This window comes from Natrarchaeobaculum sulfurireducens, assembly GCF_003430825.1.
GTDB classification, from domain to species: Archaea; Halobacteriota; Halobacteria; order Halobacteriales; family Natrialbaceae; genus Natrarchaeobaculum; species Natrarchaeobaculum sulfurireducens.
This window is the reverse complement of record NZ_CP024047.1, coordinates 310,264-331,544: the sequence shown is the minus strand read 5'-3', so window position 1 is coordinate 331,544 and position 21,281 is coordinate 310,264. Positions and strand designations below refer to the sequence as shown.

21 protein-coding genes and 1 pseudogene are annotated in these 21,281 nt (G+C 63.3%); 13 read left to right on the top strand and 9 right to left on the bottom strand.

Translation table 11 applies throughout. From position 1 onward, the window contains the following. The first annotated feature begins 2 nt into the window (after window positions 1–2). Window positions 3–1,133 (top strand): ABC transporter ATP-binding protein, encoded by a 1,131-nt coding sequence (locus AArc1_RS02900; protein ID WP_117362825.1) that lies wholly within the window; start codon window positions 3–5, stop codon window positions 1,131–1,133. Window positions 1,134–1,144: 11 nt separating this feature from the next. Further along, window positions 1,145–2,329: a Cdc6/Cdc18 family protein gene (locus tag AArc1_RS02895; RefSeq protein ID WP_117362824.1), complete on the top strand. Its 1,185-nt coding sequence runs from the start codon at window positions 1,145–1,147 to the stop codon at window positions 2,327–2,329. Window positions 2,330–2,345: 16 nt separating this feature from the next. Here AArc1_RS02895 and AArc1_RS18905 read toward each other — a convergent pair whose 3' ends face one another. Continuing rightward, the gene (locus tag AArc1_RS18905) at window positions 2,346–2,513 is read right to left on the bottom strand and encodes a hypothetical protein (RefSeq protein ID WP_186336640.1); all 168 of its coding nucleotides are present in this window, start codon (window positions 2,511–2,513) and stop codon (window positions 2,346–2,348) included. Window positions 2,514–2,643: 130 nt separating this feature from the next. Between AArc1_RS18905 and AArc1_RS02890 the strand changes: the two genes are divergently transcribed. Continuing rightward, window positions 2,644–3,063, top strand: coding sequence for an HIT family protein (locus AArc1_RS02890; RefSeq protein WP_117362823.1), 420 nt, complete (start codon window positions 2,644–2,646; stop codon window positions 3,061–3,063). Window positions 3,064–3,139: 76 nt separating this feature from the next. Continuing rightward, window positions 3,140–3,364 (top strand): hypothetical protein, encoded by a 225-nt coding sequence (locus tag AArc1_RS02885; protein WP_117362822.1) that lies wholly within the window; start codon window positions 3,140–3,142, stop codon window positions 3,362–3,364. Between the two features lie 44 nt (window positions 3,365–3,408). Here the strand turns inward: AArc1_RS02885 and AArc1_RS02880 are convergent, their stop codons facing one another. The 4 genes from AArc1_RS02880 to AArc1_RS02865 all read right to left on the bottom strand — a co-directional run bounded on the left by AArc1_RS02880 (window position 3,409) and on the right by AArc1_RS02865 (window position 7,380). Continuing rightward, window positions 3,409–4,419, bottom strand: coding sequence for an A24 family peptidase (locus AArc1_RS02880; protein WP_117362821.1), 1,011 nt, complete (start codon window positions 4,417–4,419; stop codon window positions 3,409–3,411). 154 nt (window positions 4,420–4,573) lie between these two features. Further along, window positions 4,574–4,963 (bottom strand): ferredoxin Fer, encoded by a 390-nt coding sequence (gene fer, locus AArc1_RS02875; protein ID WP_117362820.1) that lies wholly within the window; start codon window positions 4,961–4,963, stop codon window positions 4,574–4,576. Window positions 4,964–5,161: 198 nt separating this feature from the next. Then, window positions 5,162–6,373: an inorganic phosphate transporter gene (locus AArc1_RS02870; RefSeq protein ID WP_117362819.1), complete on the bottom strand. Its 1,212-nt coding sequence runs from the start codon at window positions 6,371–6,373 to the stop codon at window positions 5,162–5,164. 110 nt (window positions 6,374–6,483) lie between these two features. Continuing rightward, window positions 6,484–7,380 carry a DMT family transporter gene (locus AArc1_RS02865; protein WP_117365753.1) on the bottom strand — a complete coding sequence of 299 codons (897 nt, stop codon included), beginning with the start codon at window positions 7,378–7,380 and terminating at the stop codon, window positions 6,484–6,486. 149 nt (window positions 7,381–7,529) lie between these two features. On the opposite strand from AArc1_RS02865, the gene AArc1_RS02860 reads away from it, so the two are divergent. The 3 genes from AArc1_RS02860 (at window position 7,530) to serB (ending at window position 10,196) form a co-directional block, all read left to right on the top strand. Further along, window positions 7,530–8,690: a mechanosensitive ion channel family protein gene (locus AArc1_RS02860; RefSeq protein WP_117362818.1), complete on the top strand. Its 1,161-nt coding sequence runs from the start codon at window positions 7,530–7,532 to the stop codon at window positions 8,688–8,690. A 197-nt stretch (window positions 8,691–8,887) separates the two neighbouring features. Continuing rightward, window positions 8,888–9,463: a hypothetical protein gene (locus AArc1_RS02855; RefSeq protein WP_117362817.1), complete on the top strand. Its 576-nt coding sequence runs from the start codon at window positions 8,888–8,890 to the stop codon at window positions 9,461–9,463. Window positions 9,464–9,542: 79 nt separating this feature from the next. After that, window positions 9,543–10,196, top strand: a complete 654-nt coding sequence (gene serB, locus AArc1_RS02850) for a phosphoserine phosphatase SerB (RefSeq protein ID WP_117365752.1) — start codon at window positions 9,543–9,545, stop codon at window positions 10,194–10,196. 46 nt (window positions 10,197–10,242) lie between these two features. On the opposite strand, the gene AArc1_RS02845 is transcribed toward serB, so the two are convergent. Next, window positions 10,243–11,244 carry a hypothetical protein gene (locus tag AArc1_RS02845; protein WP_117362816.1) on the bottom strand — a complete coding sequence of 334 codons (1,002 nt, stop codon included), beginning with the start codon at window positions 11,242–11,244 and terminating at the stop codon, window positions 10,243–10,245. A gap of 300 nt (window positions 11,245–11,544) precedes the next feature. Further along, complete coding sequence (locus AArc1_RS18430; protein ID WP_133412203.1) at window positions 11,545–12,354, bottom strand: hypothetical protein; 810 nt, start codon at window positions 12,352–12,354, stop codon at window positions 11,545–11,547. A gap of 368 nt (window positions 12,355–12,722) precedes the next feature. Between AArc1_RS18430 and AArc1_RS02840 the strand changes: the two are divergent. Together AArc1_RS02840 and AArc1_RS02835 are read left to right on the top strand one after the other, a co-directional pair. Beyond that, a pseudogene (locus AArc1_RS02840) lies at window positions 12,723–13,249 on the top strand (ISNCY family transposase); the annotation flags it as partial. A 115-nt stretch (window positions 13,250–13,364) separates the two neighbouring features. Further along, the gene (locus AArc1_RS02835; protein WP_117362815.1) at window positions 13,365–13,733 is read left to right on the top strand and encodes a hypothetical protein; all 369 of its coding nucleotides are present in this window, start codon (window positions 13,365–13,367) and stop codon (window positions 13,731–13,733) included. A gap of 89 nt (window positions 13,734–13,822) precedes the next feature. Here AArc1_RS02835 and metX read toward each other — a convergent pair whose 3' ends face one another. Then, window positions 13,823–15,031, bottom strand: coding sequence for a homoserine O-acetyltransferase MetX (metX, locus tag AArc1_RS02830; protein ID WP_117362814.1), 1,209 nt, complete (start codon window positions 15,029–15,031; stop codon window positions 13,823–13,825). 1 nt (window position 15,032) lies between these two features. Next, window positions 15,033–16,376: an O-acetylhomoserine aminocarboxypropyltransferase/cysteine synthase family protein gene (locus tag AArc1_RS02825; RefSeq protein WP_117362813.1), complete on the bottom strand. Its 1,344-nt coding sequence runs from the start codon at window positions 16,374–16,376 to the stop codon at window positions 15,033–15,035. A 274-nt stretch (window positions 16,377–16,650) separates the two neighbouring features. Here AArc1_RS02825 and AArc1_RS02820 point away from each other — a divergent pair, with 274 nt between their 5' ends. The 4 genes from AArc1_RS02820 (at window position 16,651) to AArc1_RS02805 (ending at window position 21,205) form a co-directional block, all read left to right on the top strand. Next, a complete protein-coding gene (locus AArc1_RS02820) occupies window positions 16,651–17,880 on the top strand; it encodes an MFS transporter (RefSeq protein ID WP_117362812.1) in 1,230 nt (409 codons plus the stop codon). 123 nt (window positions 17,881–18,003) lie between these two features. Then, window positions 18,004–18,489 (top strand): plastocyanin/azurin family copper-binding protein, encoded by a 486-nt coding sequence (locus tag AArc1_RS02815; protein WP_117362811.1) that lies wholly within the window; start codon window positions 18,004–18,006, stop codon window positions 18,487–18,489. Between the two features lie 462 nt (window positions 18,490–18,951). Then, window positions 18,952–19,992 (top strand): DMT family transporter, encoded by a 1,041-nt coding sequence (locus AArc1_RS02810; RefSeq protein WP_117362810.1) that lies wholly within the window; start codon window positions 18,952–18,954, stop codon window positions 19,990–19,992. Window positions 19,993–20,092: 100 nt separating this feature from the next. Next, window positions 20,093–21,205: a pyridoxal-phosphate-dependent aminotransferase family protein gene (locus tag AArc1_RS02805; protein ID WP_117362809.1), complete on the top strand. Its 1,113-nt coding sequence runs from the start codon at window positions 20,093–20,095 to the stop codon at window positions 21,203–21,205. Window positions 21,206–21,281 lie beyond the last annotated feature (76 nt).

The window sequence follows — 21,281 nt, the reverse complement described above, 5'->3', positions numbered from 1 at the left end:
CAATGACTGATATTACACTCGACAACGTTACGAAACGGTTCGAAGACGTCACGGCGGTCGACTCGCTCGGCCTCGAGATCGACGACGGCGAGTTCCTCGTCCTCGTCGGCCCCTCGGGGTGTGGGAAATCGACGACGCTGCGGATGCTCGCCGGCCTCGAGAGTGTCACCGAGGGTGACATTCTCGCCAGCGGTGAGCCGATCACGGACCTCGAGCCGAAAAACCGCAACGTCGCGATGGTGTTCCAGAACTACGCGCTCTACCCGCATATGTCTGCAAAGCGGAACATGACGTTCGGCATGAAGTCGGCGGGCGACTACACCGACGACGAGATCGAAGACCGTGTCACCGAGGCGGCGGCGATCCTCGACATCGAAGATCTCTTAGAGCGAAAGCCGAAGGCGCTCTCGGGCGGCGAACGCCAGCGCGTCGCCATTGGCCGTGCGCTGGTCCGCGATCCGGACTATCTGCTGATGGACGAACCGCTGTCGAATCTGGACGCAAAACTTCGCATCCAGATGCGCGCCGAGTTGAGCGAACTGCACGACGAACTCGAGACGACGACGATCTACGTCACCCACGACCAGACCGAAGCGATGACGCTTGGCGATCGCGTCGCCGTGATGAACGATGGCGAACTCCAACAGGTCGCCAAGCCACAGGAGTTGTATGACTATCCGGCAAACCGGTTCGTCGCTGAGTTCATCGGCAGCCCGGCGATGAACACGCTGCCGGTCGAGATCCGCAGAGACGGCGACGGCTACGTGGCGGTCGGCGACGGTGTCGACGTCCAGTTGCCACAGACCGGCGATCTCGACGCGCTCGAGGAAGAGCAGCTACTCCTCGGCATCCGGCCGGAGGACCTCCACGAGGATGGAGCGAACGCGGACACCTCGATTCGAGCGACGGTCTCCGTGACCGAGCCACTCGGCGATACGACGCTGATCCACGGCGAGGTCGCCGGCACGCTGGCCAAGTTCAAGGTCAGCGCCCGCTCGTCGCTTCGACAGGGAGACACCGTCGAGTTCGGGGCCGACCTCGATCGGCTCCACCTCTTCGACGATGAGACTGGAGCGGCGGTCTATCACTCCGATCGGTCGCTCGAGACGACCGAACAGCCGCTTTCACACTGATCAACGCTGGAATGGAGATCGACGCGCGCATCGATCGGCGACTCAGAGACGAGACGGCAGACCGGATCGTCCGCGATCGAGCGGTTCTCGATCCGACGGCCTGTCGAACCGACGTGCAAGACCGCGGCCGGTACGTCGAGCGGTTGCTCGACGCGATAGCGCCCGTGTTCTCGGGATCGACGCCGCCGACGCTGTACGTGTGGGGGCCAAAAGGAGCCGGGAAGACGACGCTCACGACCGCCATCGTCGGACGGCTCAACGCGCTCAACGGCGACGGCGGCAGGGCGATGCACACGACGACGCGGACGGCCCACCGCCAGCTGCCACGCGTCGTCTCGGTCGACCTCCGGCGCGTCTCGAGCGAGTTTACGTTCTACCGGCGGGCGCTCTCGTCACTGCTGGGCCCGGAAGCGACGCCGTCGAACGGCGTGAGTACCGAGACGCTTCGTGATCGGCTCACCAGCCGCCTGACAGCGAAACCATCGTTCGTGGTCGTCGACCACGTCGACGATCCGATGGGACCACCACTGACGGACGTCGTCCAGTGGCTCTCACGGGTCGAAAGCGGCGACGCCTGGGTCGCACTGGGTCGGACGCCACCGGACGGTCTGAACGTCGACGTCGAGCGAACGGTCGAACTCCCGGCGTACCGGACGCACACGCTCATCGACGTGCTCGGCTCTCGAGCCGAGTTCGGACTCGCACCGGACGCCATCACGCGCGAGCAGCTGTACGCGATCGCAGACTGGGCCCACGGAGACGCCCACGACGCCATCGCAGCGCTCTTTTCGGCCGCGTTACTCGCGGAGTCGGCCGACCGCGACCGGATCTCGGAAGCAGACGTCAGCGACGGAATCGAAGCAGTTCCGTACCCCTCGTCGGCACTCCACCGGGTCTTCGCGCTCGAGGAGAGTAGACAGGAACTGCTGTATCAGTTCCTTTCGTTGTCGGCGTCACAGCGCCAATCCGTCGGGGCAACCGCGGGCGCATTGGCCGACGCAGACCACGTCGACCTGAAACGCTCGACCGTCAGGCGGATGCTGTACGAACTCGCAGACGACGGCGTCCTCCGGCGGGTCGAACACCGGGACCCGGACCGACGCTACGGGCGCGGACGGGGACGGCCCCCGAGTCGCGTCGAACCGACGTTCCCGCCGCTCATTTTTCGAGCGCTCCACTCGAGCCGAAAGTCCTGATCGAGCGTTCGATTGGTCAGATGAGCGCCGTGAGCGTCACGTACGCGGTAGTAAAGAAGAGAAACCAGAGGATCGTCCGAAACAACAGTTTGCTGTAGAGGTCCGCGACTGGCATTGCCCGGTGGAAGCGGCGCTCGGCCTCGAAAAACGCCCCAAGTGGACCATCCGAGCGATCACTGCTCATGGCAGTATCGTCGACCCGAGAGGAAGTAATTCGGTCGGTTCGGCCGCACGGGGCGAGTCTGGGGGGAGCGACCGGACCGCGACACCGCGAGCGAGTAACCTTCTTACGGCCCGCGACGTCACGTTCGCCCATGTGTTCGATCTTCAGTCAGATCGTCGCGGGAGAGATTCCCGCACGCGTCGTGTACGAAGACGAGTCGACGATGGCCTTTCTCGACGCCAACCCGCTCGCGCCGGGGCACACGCTGGTGATCCCCAAAGCGGAGTACGAGCGACTGAACGACGTCCCCGAAGACGTCGCCACCGATCTCTACGCGACGATCCACCGGATGGTCCCCGCCATCGAGGAAGCCGTCGACGCCGACGCCACGACGGTCGCGTTCAACAACGGCGAGGCCGCCGGTCAGGAAGTCGACCACGTCCACTGTCACATCGTCCCCCGGTTCGATGGCGACGGCGGCGGCCCCATCCACGCCGTCGCCGGTGACGTCCCCGATCTCGCTGACGACGACCTCGACGAGATCGCGGCTGAAATCGAGTCTCGAGCCTGAAAACGGGCGTCAACTACCGTCGCCGAAGACGAGCTGCAGCCGTGAGCGTTTAGTCGGTGCCGCGTGAGTCTCGCGTATGCTCGCCGGAATCGCCGCCCGATTTCGCGCCCATCCCGTCGCGACGACGCTCGAGGTCGGGAGCGTCGTCGTCTGTGTCCTGTTGTTCCTCGGGACGGTCGCGCTACTCGCCGGGGGTCTTCCCTCGGGGACGGGAACCGCCTGGCTCGCGATCGTCGCCGTCGGCACGGCGTTCGTTCTGTTCTGGACCGCGCTCGTTCCACTGTACGACCGACTCAAGTAGGGCGGCCCGTCAGGCTGACCTCGGCCGGATCAGTTCGAGGCCGGTCAGACGAGCAGACTCATCAACAGGTCACCGTAGGTGAACGCGATCACCAGGCCGACGAAGACGGGGACGAGAAACGGCATCCCTGGTGAGATCCAGACCCGATCACGGCTCGCGAGGACCTCGAGTCCCTCCCGGAGTTCCTCGGGGGTCGTCCCGTACGCGGAGTGGTCGATGTCCTCGAGAAACGCCACAGCACCCCAGGGATCGTCGAAGTCGTGATCGATCGGCGGCGTCGCTGCGTCATCGTCGGTGTCACGCTCGAGGGTGCCGCCGTCGCTTCTGACTTCGGCGGTGATAGCACCGTCGGTCGGCGGATTTGGGTCGTCAGGGAGCGTCGCCGGGTCCCGAAAGTACTCCGGGTTCTCGCGGACGTCCGACAGCGAGCGCCCCCGCCAGCGGAGGTACATTCGCAGCGCGTCGAGGTCGAGGCCGCCACGGGAGAGCCCGCTTTCGGTCTCGAGGAGACGGCCGTGCGTCTCGGGGATGCGCTCGACCGAGACGGGCCAGCCGACGAACATGACGGTGCCGACGCGACCGGCAGCGGCGTTGCGGATCGCGAGGACGATGGGGATGAGAACGCCCACGAGCACGGCGTTGGTCAGGATCGTAAACGAGAACGCGCCGATAGGCGGACTCGCGAGCGGGAGCGTCCAGTCACCGACGGCGTAGCGCGGGACGGTCGGGAAGAGAACGGCGAGCACCATGAGTGCCTTCGCGTCGGCCCCACCGAAACCGCCGACCCACCAGAACAGGTAGGCGATGGGGACGACGAACCCCATGCTGATCATCGCCGGGAGGAGAAACTCGTGGGTCCAGACGGTTCCGCCGGCACTCCGGGCGATCCAGCCGTCCCAGACGAGCAAGACGCCGCCGAGCAACGCAAGTGGGATCCAGACCCCACTCGAGACCCGTCGTGTTTTGATGTCCCGGACGGCGACCCAGGCGAAAACCGGGAGGGCAACGAGTCGAAGGAGGTCTGGCGTCGACGCGAGCGCGAACGTCACAGACACGTGTGGGAAGCGTGGTGCCCTTAGGTTTTCGGCTGCCGACGAGAAGCTGACCGGAAACTCGAGTTCGAGCGGGCTATCGATGAAGCCGCCTCGGGGAGCGACGAGCCAACGGCTCTCGCGATGACGGCCAAAAAACGCGGTGGTGAGCGTCAGTTTAAATGACGCGGTTCTGCAGGTAGTCGAGGTGCTTCGCGTTGTAGACGATCTTGACCTCGTCCGTCTCGGCCGAGCCGATGCAGGTCAGGCGAACGTTCTTCTCGTCGACCTCTTCGTCCGAGAGGATCTGCTGCATGTCCATCTCGATCTCGCCGTCGACGACGATCGCGGCACAGTTCGCACACGCGCCGGCACGGCACGAGAAGGGCCAGTCGTAGCCCTGCGCCTCGGCGGCCTCGAGGATGTACTCGCCCTCGTTGACCTCGAGCGTTCCGTAGTCTTCTTCGTCGAGGCCTTCCTCGGCAGCCTGCTCGAAGACTCCTTCGTCGTAAATGTCCCAGCCGTTGTCGTCCACTACTTCGTAGTTGAGGTATTCTACCGTGGGCATCACCTTGGGGGTTCACGTCCCGTACTGGTATAGCTTGCTGTTCGATCCTCAATTGTTTTTGAATCAGAATCGGAACGTTCCGCGAAAAGAACGTCGTGGTCGTGAGAAACACCCAACATATATAGGGAGAATGCGAACCAGGGACACGGACGTAGGCAGTTCGACCAGTCGGTGACCACGTGTCGGCCGCGCGGGCGCTCAGAAGCCGAAGATGGGGACGAACCGGAAGGTGAGGTAGGCACCGATCGTCGCCAGCACCGGCACGAAGTTCTGGATAGCGATCACGCGGGCGGTCGTCGACGGGTCGAACAGCTCCGAAGCCTTCGGGATGTCCCCGACTTCCTCCTCGCCGATCTGGGGAACCGTTTCCCCCTCCTCTTCGGCGGTTAGCGCGCCGACGGAGACAGTCGTCTCCTCGCGGCCGCGAACCGCGTCCGAGACGGTCGTGGTTCGGGTCGCCCGGCCCCAGCCGAGCCCGACGATACTCATCGTCGCGACGATCACGAGCTGGACGGGAATCCCGATCGCAGACAACAACGTGACGATCGTCGCCGAGACCGTCATGACGACGACCGCAGCGGTCAAGGGCAGATTCGTGATGTCGTTGCCCATCGTTTCGAGCGTCCGGCGAGCGATGGTAAACGCGCCGATCGTGACGGCGACGCCAGCGATGATAACACCCCACTCCATGTTCGAGAAGGTGGCGAGGACGCCCTCCTCGAACTCGAGCGCTCCGGCACCGACCAGCGGGGCGACCGCGTTCGCGACGTTCGACGCGCCGGAGCTAAAGGCCATGTAACACCCGATGGCGACGACGATCAGCGAGCCGGTGATCTCGCGTCGGTCGGTTCCTTCGGCGACGCTGACTTTCGGAATCGTCGAGGATCGGTCGACGACCCAGAGGTGTGTCTCACGACGGGAGATGGCGACCCACTCGTTGATCGCCGGATAGAAATACCGCCCGATAACGCCGCTGATCCAGAAGGCGACGATCGGGGCGACGACCCACCAGGAGACGATCTCGCCCATGGTCGCCCAGTCGAGCGTTCCCGTGGCCAGCCCAAGTCCGGCGATGGCACCGACAGCGGTCATCGACGTCGAGGAGGGAACGCCGAAGAGGTTGCCGAAAAACAGCGCCAACCCGATGAAAAAGAGGATGCCGATTCCCGTCTCGAGCGTCAACAGCCCCTCCTCTTCGATGATGCCCTCCCCGAGCGTTTCGACGACGGCCGGGCCGATGAGCCAGCCACCGATGAAGAAGAAAATCGACATCAACACGGCCGCCCCGACCGTCGAGAGTACGTGTGCGCCAACGGCTGGGCCGAACGCCACGCCGGTCGTCGCGCCGCCGATGTTGTAGCCGACGAACACCGCAACGGCGATCCCTACGATAAGCAGTACTTCCGTCACACCGTTCTGTTACGGAACCCGACGGTAAAAACGCGCCCGTTTTCGACACCCGAAGCCGACCGTCGAACGCAACAGGAGTGATCGGGCACCCGACACGTAAGCCAGTCCCCTCAGAGCGTAATCAACACCGCTCCGACGACCACGAGGACGGCACCGACCACGACGCCGCGTGTCACCCGCTCGAGGTCGCGCAAGAGGATGGCGGCAAACAGCAGGGTGAAAAACGGTGCGGTCGCGACGAGCGGATCGACGATGGCGATGCGACCCTCCTCGAGCCCCAGTGCAGTCATCAACGAGAGCATCGCGACGGTCGTCAAGACGCCGCTGACGACGAAGTAGCGATACGAGGCTCGCGGCTTCGCGAGGACCTCCCGACCGCCAACGGTCGCCACGTACGCCGCGAGCGCGACGAAGCCTGCGGCCTCGTTGATCGCGACGGCCTCGAGCGCCGAGATGGGCGTCTCGAGCATGCCGTACCGGCGGGCGACGTTGGCGACGGCGAAGGTGGCGGCGGCTGCGATCGGCCACAGCAGGTCGCTGGGCTGCCAACCCTCGAGATCGCCGCCCTGAGAGAGCGTCAGGACGGAGAGGCCAGCGACGAGGATCACGATGCCAACACCGGTAATGGGGCCGAACGGTTCACCGAGGACGGCGAAGGCGATGGCCGTCGCGAACAGCGGCCGCGTGCTAAGGATCGTACTATTGAGACTTGCCCCGACTTTATCGACGCCGACGAAGATCGTGATCCGGCCGAGCGCCGTGCCGACGACGCCGGCGAACACGAAGACGAGCAAGACCTCGAGTGTGAGCCCCGAAAACGCCGAAGAGCCATAGAGGATGGCGATCACCGTAAAATAGATCGACGAGTCGACAACCACGACGACCAGCGACCCCTGGACGGAGCCGCCACCGGCGGCCATTCCGCGTTTGTCGAAGATCGGGGCCAACCCCCAAAGGATCGCCGGGAGCAGTGCAAGCGCGACGACCTCGAGCGTCGCGCTCGTCATCGGCTCCCCTCCGCGCGTGGCGTCCGTGCCCTCGCCAGTTCGAACGGACCCATCGTCGATAGTGCGAACGGGCGACGCCTCAACGTTGTGATACCGGCGGTCCACGAGATCCAACAGTATTTACTCCTCGGTTAACAACCCGTTACTCGATGTCTTTCGCCGCCGGACGCTCGTGGCTCGAAGCCGATGGCACGGCACGAGCGGCGCTCGAGGCGACGACGACGGAGTCGCTCCCGTTCGGGGAGTGGGCGGCCGGACTCGAGCAGAACTGGCTGGTGGTCGCGCTCATCGTCGCCGGCTCGATCCTGCTGGCGCGGCTCGTCCACTGGGTTAGTGGGCGGTATCTCGACGGCGAGCACGCCGAGACGACGTTCGGGCGGGCGGCTCTCGCAGAGATCGACACGCCGGGTGCCATCACCATCGGGCTGTTGGGCGTTTACCTCAGCCTGCTCGTGCTCGACCTCCTCGAGTCGACGCCGGTCGTGGTCGGTCTCATCGCGACCGCACTGATCGTTCTCTGGGCTCGAGCGTCGATTCGGATCGGCCGCCGGTGGCTCGAGTTCCTGCAAGAAGGCGAGACGAACTACGAGTTCGCACCGATGTTCGCCAACCTCTGGACGGTCACCGTGGTCGCCGGGGCAGTGTTGCTGTTGTTGTCGGTCTGGAACCTCGAGCTGACGCCGTTTCTCGCCTCGGCAGGGATTCTCGGCATCGTGGTCGGCTTTGCAGCCCAGGACGCGATCAGCAATTTAATCGGCGGCATCGCGCTGTATTTCGACAACACGTACAAAATCGGCGACGTGATCCGCGTCGAAGACGATATGCGTGGCACCGTCACCGACGTCGGCATCCGTAGCACGACGGTACTGACCGAGGATAACCTCCTCGTGACGGTTCCCAACGCGGTGTTGAACTCGACGCAGGTGGTCAACGAGAGCGCCCCACAACGCCACATGCGGCTTCGAATCCCGATCACGGCTGCCTACGGAACCGACCACGAGCAGGTCGAATCGCTCGTTCTCGAGGTGTGTAACGCGTGTCCACTCGTTCGGGACTCTCCCGCGCCGAAACTGCTCTTTCTCGAGTTCGGCGACTCGGCGCTGGTGTTCGAACTCCGCGTCTACATCAACCACCCGCTGGTGGAAAAACGCGCAGTCGACCGGATCAATCGCGGCGTCTACGAGGCGTTCGACGAGGCCGGAATCACGATCCCGTTCCCACAGCGCGAGCTGAGCTTTCTCGAAGCCGACCAGGATAGCGAGTACCGGTTCGACGAACGGCTCGAGGACGAGTCGGCGGACAGCGCGTGAACCAGCCGAAGCGACAGCCGAGGGCTGATCCGAACGCCGACGTCGGCGACGGATGATCATCGCCGCCGTTCGAGGTCCACCGGGACTACGACCGTCTGACGGCGCAGAGAGGACGCCCGTCAGCTCCGGCGTCACGTGCTGGATTCGGACACTGAGATCGCGAACGTCTTTGATCCATGACGACAGTTAGAGAGACGATGCGTCGACGGACCCTCCTCGCGACTGCCGGAAGCGTCGGGCTCGCCGGCTGTACGACCTCGCTTCCAACCCTGTGTTCTCGCCCGGCGTTTCGCGCCGACAGACTCGAGTTCGAGACCATCGACTTCTCCTCGCTGAGCGGGTGGTGGCTCAGGCCGGACGGCGCGGTTCTGGTGGCGGCTCCGGACCACGTAGAGCGACTCGAGCCGCCCGAGGCGGTTGCCACAGCGTTAGATCTCGAGGTCGCGGAGGAAGAGCGTGCGTTCGTCGACGGGACGGATCTGTCGGCGTCGATGCTGGTCGGGGTCATCGTCACCTCCGCGGCGGGGTCGACTGACGCCCGCGTCACCCACGTCGTCCGCGATGGTCGGACCGTCCACTGCTACGTCTGCATCCGACGGCGCGGGATGGACGACGTCGGTGCCCATCAGGCGCGCCTGATTCGCGTGGCGGAACGGTGGGCGACCGACGACGTCCGCGTCACGTTCACGAACGGTGGCGACGGGACGGAGACGTTCGACAGCGATGGCACAGGAGCGGCCGTTCGGGACCGCTGGGCGGACGAACTGTCGTGACCCGTTCACTGCGGTGACACCGGCTCCCGTCGAGGCGAAACCTGAACTGGTTTATCCGGCGGGTCACAAGGCCCACTCGATGACAGTCGTCGCGTTCGACTTCGATGGGACGCTCTCCGATTCGGAAATGACCGTACTGCTCGGCAAGCGCCGTGACGTCGCCGACGAGATGGCCGAGATCACCGAGCGAGCGATGAACGACGAGATCGGCTACGCCGAAAGCCTCCGCGAGCGAGCGGCGTTGCTCGAGGGGCTGCCGGCAGCAGAGGCCGACGCCGCCTTTGCCGAGGTCGAACTCCGTCCCGGCGCAGCCGACCTGATCGAGGAGCTAAACGACGCTGGCGTGACGACGGCGATCCTGACTGGCGGGTTCGAACGCGGCGTCGAAGCTGCCCTCGAGCGCGAGGGTGCGTCAGTCGACCACATCGTCTCGAACCGCCTGCCTCGAAGCGAAGACGGCAGCGAGCTGACCGGGGACGTCGAGGGGCCGCTCATCGAGGGCACCAAAGACGACGCGCTCGAGAACTTGGCCGCTGAGGTCGGCGTCGATCTCGAAGCGACCGTCGCGGTCGGTGACGGCGCGAACGACCTGCCGATGCTGAACGTCGCCGGGCGTGCGATCGGCTTCGATCCGAAACCCGCGGTCGAACCACACTGTGGGGTCGTCGTCACCTCGATGGACGAGGCCCGTGAGGTATTGGTCGACGACGGCGTACTCACGGCGGACAGTTGAGCCGAATCGGGTAATCGGTCACGGCCTCTGGCGGTGAGGCCCTCCCCTAGAAGTAGGCGGCAACGTCGGGAGCGTACTCCTCAGGAGCGGCGTCGACCACGCGCTCGTCGTGGAGCGTCTGGAGGAAGAAGGCGTCGGAGACGTAGTCATCGTCGAACGGCGAGCGGGCAACGACGTCGATGACGACCGGCGAGGCCTCACCCTCGTTCAGGTGAATCGAGAAGTTGTGGGCGTTGAGCCCCAGCGAGTCGTAGTAGGCGAGGACGTTCTCGAGGCCGGCCGCGATGTCGGCCACCACGTCGTCGTCGGGGTCGGGAACGCCGGTCACGTCCGTGACGCCGACGACGTGCCAGTGGTGAATCGGCGCGAAGGGGGCGAGCCACTCGACTGCCCCCGTCGAGTCCACGTACCGGTCGCCGTCGCGTTCTGTCTCGAGCAATGTCTCCCAGTAGGTGCGGCCGTGATCTGCGTGGAACGCGCGTTCGGCCGCGACGCGCCGGCGCGTGTCGTTCGTCCCGTGGTCGTCGACGATCGACTGGAGGTGGGGGTGGACGACGCTGCTCCCCGAGGAGGGAAGGATGTTCATATTGATCGAGCCGTACTCGGCGGATTCGTGGGCACGGACGTCGTGGACGTACTCGAGGGCGTTGGCGATGCCATCACGGAGCCGTTCGGCGGGGAACTCGTCGATCGGGACGAAGTGGTCTTCGGTGAGTACGACGACGTTCGCGTGTTTCGCATACGGGAAGAGGTTCGGGAACGCGGTAGACTCGCCGACGGAGCCGCGGTCGGCCTCGACGAAGTCGGGATACTCGGGCGTCGCCTCCTCGACCATGTCGGGACAGAAGAAACAGCCCTCGTCGTCGGAGACGTACGCCGAGATATCCGGGCGTTCCTCCGGCATTGGGAACACCTGCGGGACGATGCGGGTCTGCTGGCCCGTCAACGGATCTTCGCGGAACTCGATCTCGACGGCGTCCTCCTCGAAGTCCGCCATCGGACTGTAAAATCGTGCCTCGTCAGTGTGTGCGGTGAACTCGATGGCCATACGTCCCTGTTCGGCAACCGATCGCAAAAACGCTCCGTCCAGCACGTCGGTCCGACTCTGTCGACCTGTCGTATACCGAGACGCCGACTCTCCTCGAGAAGCGATGACTGTCAGGACGACCGATACGCCACGCGCTGGGGACTATCGCGTTCGTAAGCCGTTTTGGCGACCGGGGACGTGTTATGAAGCTAGAGAATAATGCATAGGTCCGACAGCGACCACTCTCCGGAGTATGTCACCCCGGTCTAACATAGTGATGATGAACTCGTTGCCTTCTTCTCGAACTATAATATAAACAGATTAATCAGAAATACATTCTACGATTGAGCCTTCATTTGGGTATATATCTTCATCTTCAGTTCTTCTAATTACGACATCATCAATATAATACCAAGCTATTATGTTACCGTCTATAATGTCGGTGGAATGTGATGTGATGGTGAGGGACACAGGGGTATCTTCTACTGTTACGTAGTATTCATCAGTATTGCTTTGGCCAGATGCGATCTGTTCAGTAAGTTTATTATAAATTTGGGTTCTATCTCTCCAGCGTTTTACACGATCTTCATCGACTGCATCATGAGCAATATTTCTTGCAGGAGATGCTTCTTCTGATAATTCTTCGACATTAATGGGATCGACGCTATCAGGCGTTTGGTTTCGTGGCTCAGCACGAATTTCTACGTCTACGTCGGTGGAACCTGACCAGATTGTTTGTGTTTCCACAATTAGTGCAGAATTATCGACAGTTGTGTGTTCAATGGATGTGGATGGTTCGTTCGTAATATCCCAATATTTGTATTGAACGTTCACACTTTTGGTTGTATATTCTTCTTCATATTCTGAAACAAATGAGATGGCTGTTTCTTCATCAAACTCGCTTGGGATTGGTACAGTAAGATCTTGTGTAACTGGGCATTCATCTGGATAAACTAAGCCTTCGTGGCTATTGGATGTCTGATTAGTATTGTTGGTATTTGTGTGACTGGTGTTGTTTGTTTCATCAAAAGACCTGTTTTCAAAGACACAGCCTGCAAGCCCGGTGCTGACGCCGCTAGCTACTGCAGCGAGGTAATGCCGACGTTTCATAGTGTCATATCTAATCTTCATAGTCCGTACAACTAAATATTTTGTTTCTAATGTTTATACTCGTATTAAATTGTGGAGTTAGTTCCTTCAACTGAACGATTACTACTGAACAGCTGTTTCAGCCAACCTCGTGGGTGATAAACCGCATTCACGACAACACGCATAGTGGATGGTTGTCGAGGTATTCTTGGCATTTGTATGCGTAGAAATATACTTCCCGAGTAGTGACAGCACGCGCGAGCCAGGTCCCGACGGGGTCACGGTGGGAACGCCTCAATTCGCCGAGGCGTCTCGATAGCGCGGACTACGAATCTACACCGAAAGACTACGAAGTAGGGGAAATCTTCACCACGAATACCGGTAATCTCGTCGAAGCGCGGTCCTTCGATATGACGTTCAAGCAGATAGTCGACGGCGTTCTCCGTAGTTACCCGTACCAGCAACAGATTCGATACGACCGATCGGCCACGCTCGAGGACCTCGTGTCCGAAGTGCCGGCGTGCTACCTTCGATTCTACAGAGATACAGCGAGAGTGCCTCGGGGCTTGACCCCGAGATACTTCACGATACGTACGACCACCAAGAGGTGACCCGAAACCCTGGGAAGCAGTGTTTAGGGCGCATGTTCTCCGATGCGTGAAGGGCTGGAGGAACGCAACGAAACTGTATCGCTACCTGAAGCAGAATCCGTTCCTCTGTACGCAGCTCGGATTCGAGGACATCCCGGACCAGTCTATGCTCTGGCGGGCATGGGAAAAATCGCCTCGGCAACGTGCAAGAGGCAGTCCGGGACGCCGCTGAAATCGTCGTCGGCATCGCCCGCTACGACGACATTCCCGCGCCTGAACCCGAGTTCTTGCCCGATCAACCGACCGGGGCGGTGACGCGATCGACGAACAAGAACAGTATCGTTAGAGGTTGTCATTTGATTCTTTCAGAAGATATAACTTTGAAACCTGTACATCATAGAGGTATCTTCGCAACATCACGACCGAGATAGTTATTTACTCTATATCGAGTAAGCAGTTTTGATGTTGTGGCAAGACTTCGTGTTCATGATTGGAAGCGGCCTCTCGATCGTCTTTCTCGCGCCGACGCTGCGCGATGCGAGCGCTCGTGTACCCCTCGGGACGAGCCTCCCCTCGATGGCGATCGGACTCGTCTACGCGACGACGTTCTTTACACTCGGGATGACGCTCTCGGCTGCCGGTTCGTTCGCCGCCGGCACGATGTGGGCGTTGATCGCCCTGATTCGGTCACCCGCAACACCCACCATCGTCCGGAACACCGACCCCGCGCTGGTGGCACAGGACGCCCGCCGGTGGCTGCACCGACTCGGCTCCAATCCCGTTCCCGTCGAACAGTACGCCGACATCGACGGCCATCACGACCGCCACTAACCCGTTTTCTTCCCGCGGTTCTCCCGTTCGGCGACTCGAGTCGATCCTCGAGTACCGGCCACCGCGACGTGGTCCCGACGACGGCGACGTCAGTCCGAAAAGAGGCTGGTGTGGACGGGTGCGAACGAGGAGGAGTCGTCACCGTCGTCGGGACCCGTATCCGTGATCGCCCGGCCGGAAAGCCCCCTCGCGAGCAGGTCCGACAGCGGCGGGCCGACGTTTTCGGGTTCGACGAGGAACGCGTCGTGGCCGTGGTCGGACTCGACTACGTGGTGGGCGACGTCAACGTCGGCCTCGCGAGCGGCCTCGGCGAGCGACTCGGACTGATCGACGGTGAAATGCCAGTCGCCGGTAAACGAGAGCAAGAGCAGTTCGCCCTCGAAGGCCGCGAGCGCATCGGCGTCTCCCTCATAGCCCGCGGCGAGGTCGAAGTCGTCCATCGCGCGTGTCATGTACAGATAGCTGTTCGCATCGAACCGATCGACGAACTTGTCGGCCTGGTAGTCGAGATAGGACTCGACCTCGCGGTAGGGAAAGAAGCCGGCCGCGGGATCCGGTGGCCCCTCACGAACCGTCTCGCGGCCCGCAGACCGCCGACCGAACTTCCGCCCCATCGAGGCCTTCGAGAGGTACATGATGTGGCCGATCTGGCGCGCTCGAGCGAGGCCAGCGTCTGGCTCGGGCCCATCGTAGTAGTGGCCACCGTTCCAGTTCGGGTCGCTGGTGATCGCCCGGCGGGCAACGGTGTCGAGCGCGAGACACTGCGGGTCGAGGCGAGCAGCGGTCGCGACGGCGGCCGCGCGCCCGACGTCGTCGGGATAGCGCCGGAGCCAGTCGAGGGCGTTCATGCCGCCGACACTGCCGCCAACGACGGCGTGGAGGCGGCCAACGCCGAGTTCGTCGAGCAACGCTCGCTGCGTGCGCGTCCAATCGCCGACCGTCACGGGCGGGAAGTCCGTGCCATAGGGCTCGCCAGTCTCGGGATTGTCGCTGGCTGGCCCCGTCGTGCCGTAACAGGAGCCGGGAACGTTCGCACAGACGACGTAGTACTCGGTGGTGTCGATCGCTTTGCCGGGGCCGACGACGTCGCCCCACCAGGCGCGGGCCTGACCCGCGGTGTCGTCACCCGCGTCGGGCCGGCGTGCGACGTGGGAACTGCCCGTTAGCGCGTGACAGACCAACACCGCATTGTCGCCCGTAAACTCGCCGTAGGTCTCGTAGGCTACCTCGAGCGTCGGAATCGACTCGCCCGAGAGGAACCGGAACTCGCCGACGTCGACGGTGTCTTTCGTCGTCATCTCAGTGTGTCACCCCGCTTGACCCCCGTGTCGCCGTCTCGATCGCTCCCTCGAGATCCGCCAGCACGTCCGCGGGGTCTTCGATGCCGACCGAGAGGCGGACGAGATCGTCGGTCACGCCGGCGTCAGCCCGTTCCTCGGCGGTGAGCTGGCCGTGTGTGGTGCTCGCGGGATGGATGACGAGCGTCTTCGCGTCGCCGATGTTCGCGAGAAACGACGCGAGGTCGACCGCCTCGCAGAACCGTCGACCGGCCTCGAAGCCGCCGTCGTCAGCCTCGAGCCCGAACGCGATCATCCCGCCGTAATCCGCGAGATATCGGCTGGCGTTCTCGTGGGTCGGGTGGCGCTCGAGCCCGGGGTAGGTAACCCAGGCGACGTCGTCGTGGTCGGCGAGATAATCGGCGACGATCGCGGCGTTCTCGCAGTGTCTGTCCATCCGCAGGGGGAGCGACTCGAGTCCCTGAAGCGTTTGCCAGGCGTCGAACGGTGACTGCTGGTTACCGAGGCTGCGCAGCGAGCGATAGCGGACAGCGGCGGCGAAGGGGGCCTCGGGGAAGTCACGCGAGAAGTCGACGTCGGGATAAGCGTGGTTCTGGCCGGCGATCTCCTCGTAGCCGTGCTCACCCCAGGGGAACGAACCGCCGTCGACGAGGACGCCGCCGACGGTCGTTCCCGAGCCGTGGAGCCACTTCGTCGTCGACTCCCAGACGACGTCCGCGCCGTGTTCGAGCGGGCGACAGAGCGCGGGCGTCGCGAACGTGTTGTCGACGACGAGCGGGACGCCGTGGCCGTGGGCGATTTCGGCGAGTCGCTCGAAATCGGGCGTGACGAGCGAGGGGTTGCCGATCGTCTCGACGTGGACGAACGCGGTGTCCTCGTCGATCGCCGCCTCGTAGGCGTCGTACTCGAGCGTCGAGACGAACCGCGCTTCGATGTCACGGCGGGCGGCCGTCTTCGAGAGGTAGGCGGTGGTGCCGCCGTAGGTGTCGGTCGAACAGACCACGTTCTCGCCCGCCTTCGCGAGCACGAGCGTCGCGGCGTCGAGCGCCGCCAGCCCGCTGGCCGTCGCGACGGCGTCCGTTCCGCCCTCGAGTGCGGCCAGGCGGGTTTCGAGCGTCCGGACCGTGGGGTTCGCGATGCGCGAGTAGATGTAGCCCTCCTCCTCGAGGGCGTACCGACGGGCGGCGGTGTCGGCGTCCTCGAAGACGTAGGAGGTCGTCTGATAGAGCGGCGGGGCCCTCGCTCCGGTCTCCGGGTCGGGACGCTGTCCGGCGTGAACGCTTCGTGTCCCGAACCCGGGACAGGCCGAGTCGGCGGTGGTCCCGTCGCTCGCGTCGTCGCTCATGTTTAGTATGCATACTTCGCCACCTTCATATGCGTCTCAGTAACGGCAAAAACCGCATATATTGCCATAGACTCTCAGTCACGGTCCGGAAGCGACCGGCAGTTCGACCGGGATGGAATCGCGACGCCGAACGAACCGATCGACACCCACAGAGCGTGTCACGCTTTTTCCCAACCCTCGGCACACGCCGGGCCGTCGGTACGCGATCGGCAGATTTCGGGACCCCTCATCCGAGACGAACGAGTTCTTAGGGTCCCGGTCCGTAGGCCTGTCCGTGCACTCGAGTGATCGTGACCGGATCGTGCTTGCGGCGGTCGTTTTCGCCGTTCTCTTTTCGCAGTTGTTGCTCTATCCGGGCATCGCGACGCTCGTCGAAACGCTGGGGGCGGACGCGACGGCGTCCCCGTTCGCCGAGACCGCCCTGGATGCGAGTATGTGGTTTCTCGTCGCCGAGTTCGTTGGCTACGTGACGTTCGTGGGTGTCTGGGGGACGCTCAGCGACGTTACGGGGCGACGAACCCCGCTCATTGTCGTCGGCGCGCTGGCCGGCGCGGTTGGCTATGCGAGCCTCGCGCTGGTGCCGACGATCGGCTCGATCCCGTTCGAAGGCGTACTGGTCCTTCGATTCCTTCAGGGAGCGATGACTATCGGCGCGTTCTCGCTGACGATCACGATGCTGATGGATCTGGAGGGCGGCCACGGCCGAAACATGGGGGCCGCCGGCATCGCGATCGGCCTCGGAGCGGCGCTGGGTGCGCCGGCCGGCGGCCAACTCACGGAGGCCAACCCGGTCGCGCCGCTGGTCGCCGCGACGTTCCTGCTCGTCGTCGTCGCTGGCCTCGTCAGTCGACTCGAGGACCGAACGCCCGGTACCCGGCGGCGGGCTCGAGCCGTTCTCGAGGGTGTCCGTGGACGGCCAACGCTGTCGATTCCGTACGCTTTCGGCTTCGTCGACCGGATGACGGCGGGCTTTTTCGCCCTGGTCGGGACGCTCTACTTCCAGGCGACGTTCGGCATCGGCGCCGCCGCAACCGGACTCTTACTCGCGTGTTTCTTCGCACCGTTTGCGCTTCTCCAGTATCCGATGGGGATGCTGTCGGATCGCATCGGCCGGACGATCCCGATCGTCGTCGGCTCGCTGTGTTACGGAGCCGGCATCCTCGCCGTCGGTGCTGCGCCGACAGTGATGACCGCCGCCGTGGCGATGATCGCCGTCGGCGTCCTCGGCGCGCTCGTCGCCCCCGCGACGATGGCACTGGTTACTGACCTCGCCGACGAGCGCGAACACGGCGTCGCGATGGCCGGTTTCAACTTTGCGGGGAGCCTGGGCTTTCTCGGTGGGTTCCTCGTCGGCGGCACCGTCGCCAGCAACTACGGCTACGATCTGGCCTTCCTCGTCGTCGGCGGCCTCGAAATCGCCATCGCCATCGTCGCCGTTCCCGCGTTCCTCCGGCTGTCGCTTGGAGCCAGTGAAGGGGTCGAACGAAGCGACCCGAACGCCTGAGCGCAACCGGTCGAAAGAGAGGATCGGGCATCGGACCGGAAACCGAGTTATGTCATGGTAATACATGCCTATGCGGGCGAAAAGGCTATCTATTTTTATGTGCAGGGACCTTACCTGTCGTCGATGACACGAGACAACGCGATCTCGCGCCGAACCGCGATGAAGCTCACCGGAGCTGCGGCCGCAACTGCCCTCGTCGCAGGATGTAGCGACGACGATGACAACGGTGACGAGCCGGCCGACGACGACGGCAACGGAAACGGCGACGCCGACGGCATCGAAATCGAGCCCGGCACGCAGATCATGTTTGCCGGCCTGACCCAGGGCTGGGAAGGCATCGAACCCGCCGACATCGAAGGCGAAGAGAACCCCACCCTCATCCTCGAGGAAGGCGAAGAGTACGAGATCGGCTGGACCGACGGCGACGGCTCCCAGCACAACATCGAGATCTGGGACGACGGCGGCGAGGTCGTCGACGACCTCCAGACCGAACTCGTCTCCGAGGCCGACGACGATCAGATCCTCGAGTTCGAGGCCAGCAGCGAGATGGCTCAGTACGTCTGTGACCCCCACGACACCACGATGGTCGGCGACCTCGTCGTCGAATAATCGGATCGGAGCCTCTCTGACCGGTCGCGTTTTTCGGTCACTGACGTAATCGCGGCAAACGGCTCGTTGCTCGATCCAGACGAACATTTGATTCTCCGAGGAGACGTCGAGCACGCTGGAACGAACCGGACGTAGCGACGATCGGTCGCTTTTCTCGCCCAGTTGAACCCCTCGTTCGGTCGAGTCCTCGAGTCACCGGAGTTGCGACAGTGGAGTACCGTTTTTGCGACAAAGAGGGGAAACCGGGGCACCGGGTGGCGACGCCAGAAGGTCCCAACACGGACCACGAGACCAGCGATCGATTTTCGCCGAAAGAGGAGTGAGTATTCGTTGTCAAGACACTGATTGACACACCTGGATTTTCGTTGTGCCATGCTACCCCTTATCGCCTAAAACACACTCCTCAGCCCCCCTAACAGGGAGATCCCAACACACAAATACCCACCTCCCTTCCAACTGACAATGACTTCAAAGCGAGACATCTTGCTCTTCCTCGCGCTCGCGATCGCCTGGGGGACCGCCTTCAGCGCGATCGAGATCGGCCTCGAGTCGCTGCCACCGATGCTCTTTGCGGCGCTTCGGTTCGACGTCGCTGCGTTTCTGTTCGTCGGCGCTGTCGTCGCCCTCGGCCTCGAGTGGCGGCCACAAACGAGCGGTGACTGGACCGCCATCGCCGTCGCTGGCGTGCTTCTCGTGGGCGCACACTTTGCGTTCCTGTTCGTCGGCCAATCATACGTCTCGAGCGCCGTCGCAGCGATCGTCACCAGTCTGATTCCGATCCTCACGCCGCCGGTTGCCCTGCTGGTCCTGCCCCGCTATCGAGTTCGCGCACCCGCCGTCGTCGGCCTCGCAGTCGGCCTGGCAGGCATCGTCGTCATCGCCGTCCCCGGCGGCTCGCTCGACGGCCACCTCGTCGGTATCGGCCTCCTGCTCGCCTCCGTGATCGTGTTCGTCGTCGGCTCGGTCCTGCTCGAGCGAACCGCTCGAACGCTGCCGATGGTCTCACTGCAGGCCTGGGCCATGACCGTTGGCGCGGTGATCCTTCACGGCGCGAGCATCCTCCACCCCGCCGAGGGCGGGCTCGGCGGGGCGGTGGCACCGTCCGCGCTCGCCGCACTCCTCTACCTCGGCGTCGTCAGTACCGCAGGTGGCTTTCTGGCGTACTTCCTGTTACTCGAGCGGGTGGGTGCCACCGAGGCGAGTCTGGTCAATTACGCCGTTCCGGTCGTGGCGGCGGTCGTCGGCTGGGCCGCGCTGGGCGAGACGATCACGCTCGCTACGATCGCCGGCTTCGCGCTGATCGTCGCCGGCTTCGCGCTGTGTAAGATCGACGTCCTGTGGCGACAGGTCGGTCCGATGATCGGCTACGGGCCACGGCGACGCCCGACGGCAGGACGCGGCGTCGTCGTCGACGGGAACCAGTACCTGGCCGGCGACGACGTCCACGGCGAGTACGACACGGGAGAGTCGGGTCGTATCTCACACGGGACGGGCGCCGACTGACCGGCCACCCCGAATCGTTCAGGGATTATCCTCTCGTTCTTGGAGCCATCAAAAGTACCATACCGTCTCGCCACCCAGTGGACGCTATCAGGTGGTTTACGTGACCAACAAACGCGAGTATACTGACAATTATCCCGAGAAGAAGCTGTACATCCCTGGTCCGACCGAGGTACGTGAGGACGTGATCGAGTCGATGTGCGAGCCTATGTTCGGCCACCGGATGGACCGGATGACCGACCTCTATACGACCATCGTCGAGGACACCAAGACGTTCCTCGGTACCGACAACGACGTGATCATCCTCACGGGCTCGGGGACGGAGTTCTGGGAGGCCTCGACGCTCAACCTCGTCGACGAGAACATCCTCGTTCCGACCTGTGGGAGCTTCAGCGAGCGCCACGCCAACGTCGCCGAGCGACTCGGCAAGAACGTCGACCGCCTCGAGTACGAGTGGGGCGACGCGATCAAACCCGAGGACATCCGCGCGGAACTCGAGGAGAGCGACACCCACTACGACGTCGTTGCGACCGTCATGAACGAGAGTTCCACGGGCGTGCGCAACCCCATCGAGGAGATCGGTGACGTCGTCGCCGAGTACCCGGACACCTACTTCGTCGTCGACGCCGTCTCCGCACTCGGTGGCGACTACGTCGACATCGACGAGCACAACATCGACGTCATCTTCACGTCGACGCAGAAGGCGTTCGCGATGCCGCCTGGGCTCGCCGTCTGCGTCGTCAGCGACGACGCCTACGAACGCGAACTCGAGAAAGACACCGCCTCGTGGTACGGCGGCTTCCAGCGTTGTCTCGACTACTACGACCGAAAGGGCCAGACCCACTCGACGCCCGCCATCCCGGTCATGCTCGCCTACCGCACGCAAATGAAACACATGCTCGAGGAAGGTCACGAAGCCCGCGACACACGCCACCGCGAGATGGCCGAGTACACCCAGGAGTGGGCCCGTGAACACTTCGAGATGTTCCCCGAAACGGGCTATGAATCCCAGACGGTCAGCTGTATCGAGAACACCCAGGGGATCGACGTCGCCGAGACGATCGACGCTGTCAGCGAGGAGTACGACTTCGTCTTCTCGAACGGCTACGGCTCGCAACTCGGCGAGCAGACGTTCCGTATCGGCCACATGGGCGAACACGACCTCGAGTCGATCGAGGAACTGACCGACGCCATCGAGGACGTCGCCAGGTTGTAAGGATCGGCGCGTCGACCCCACGGCACTGGGCGGACCTGTTTCGTTAATTCGCCACCTCAGAACTCGAAGTGTACGA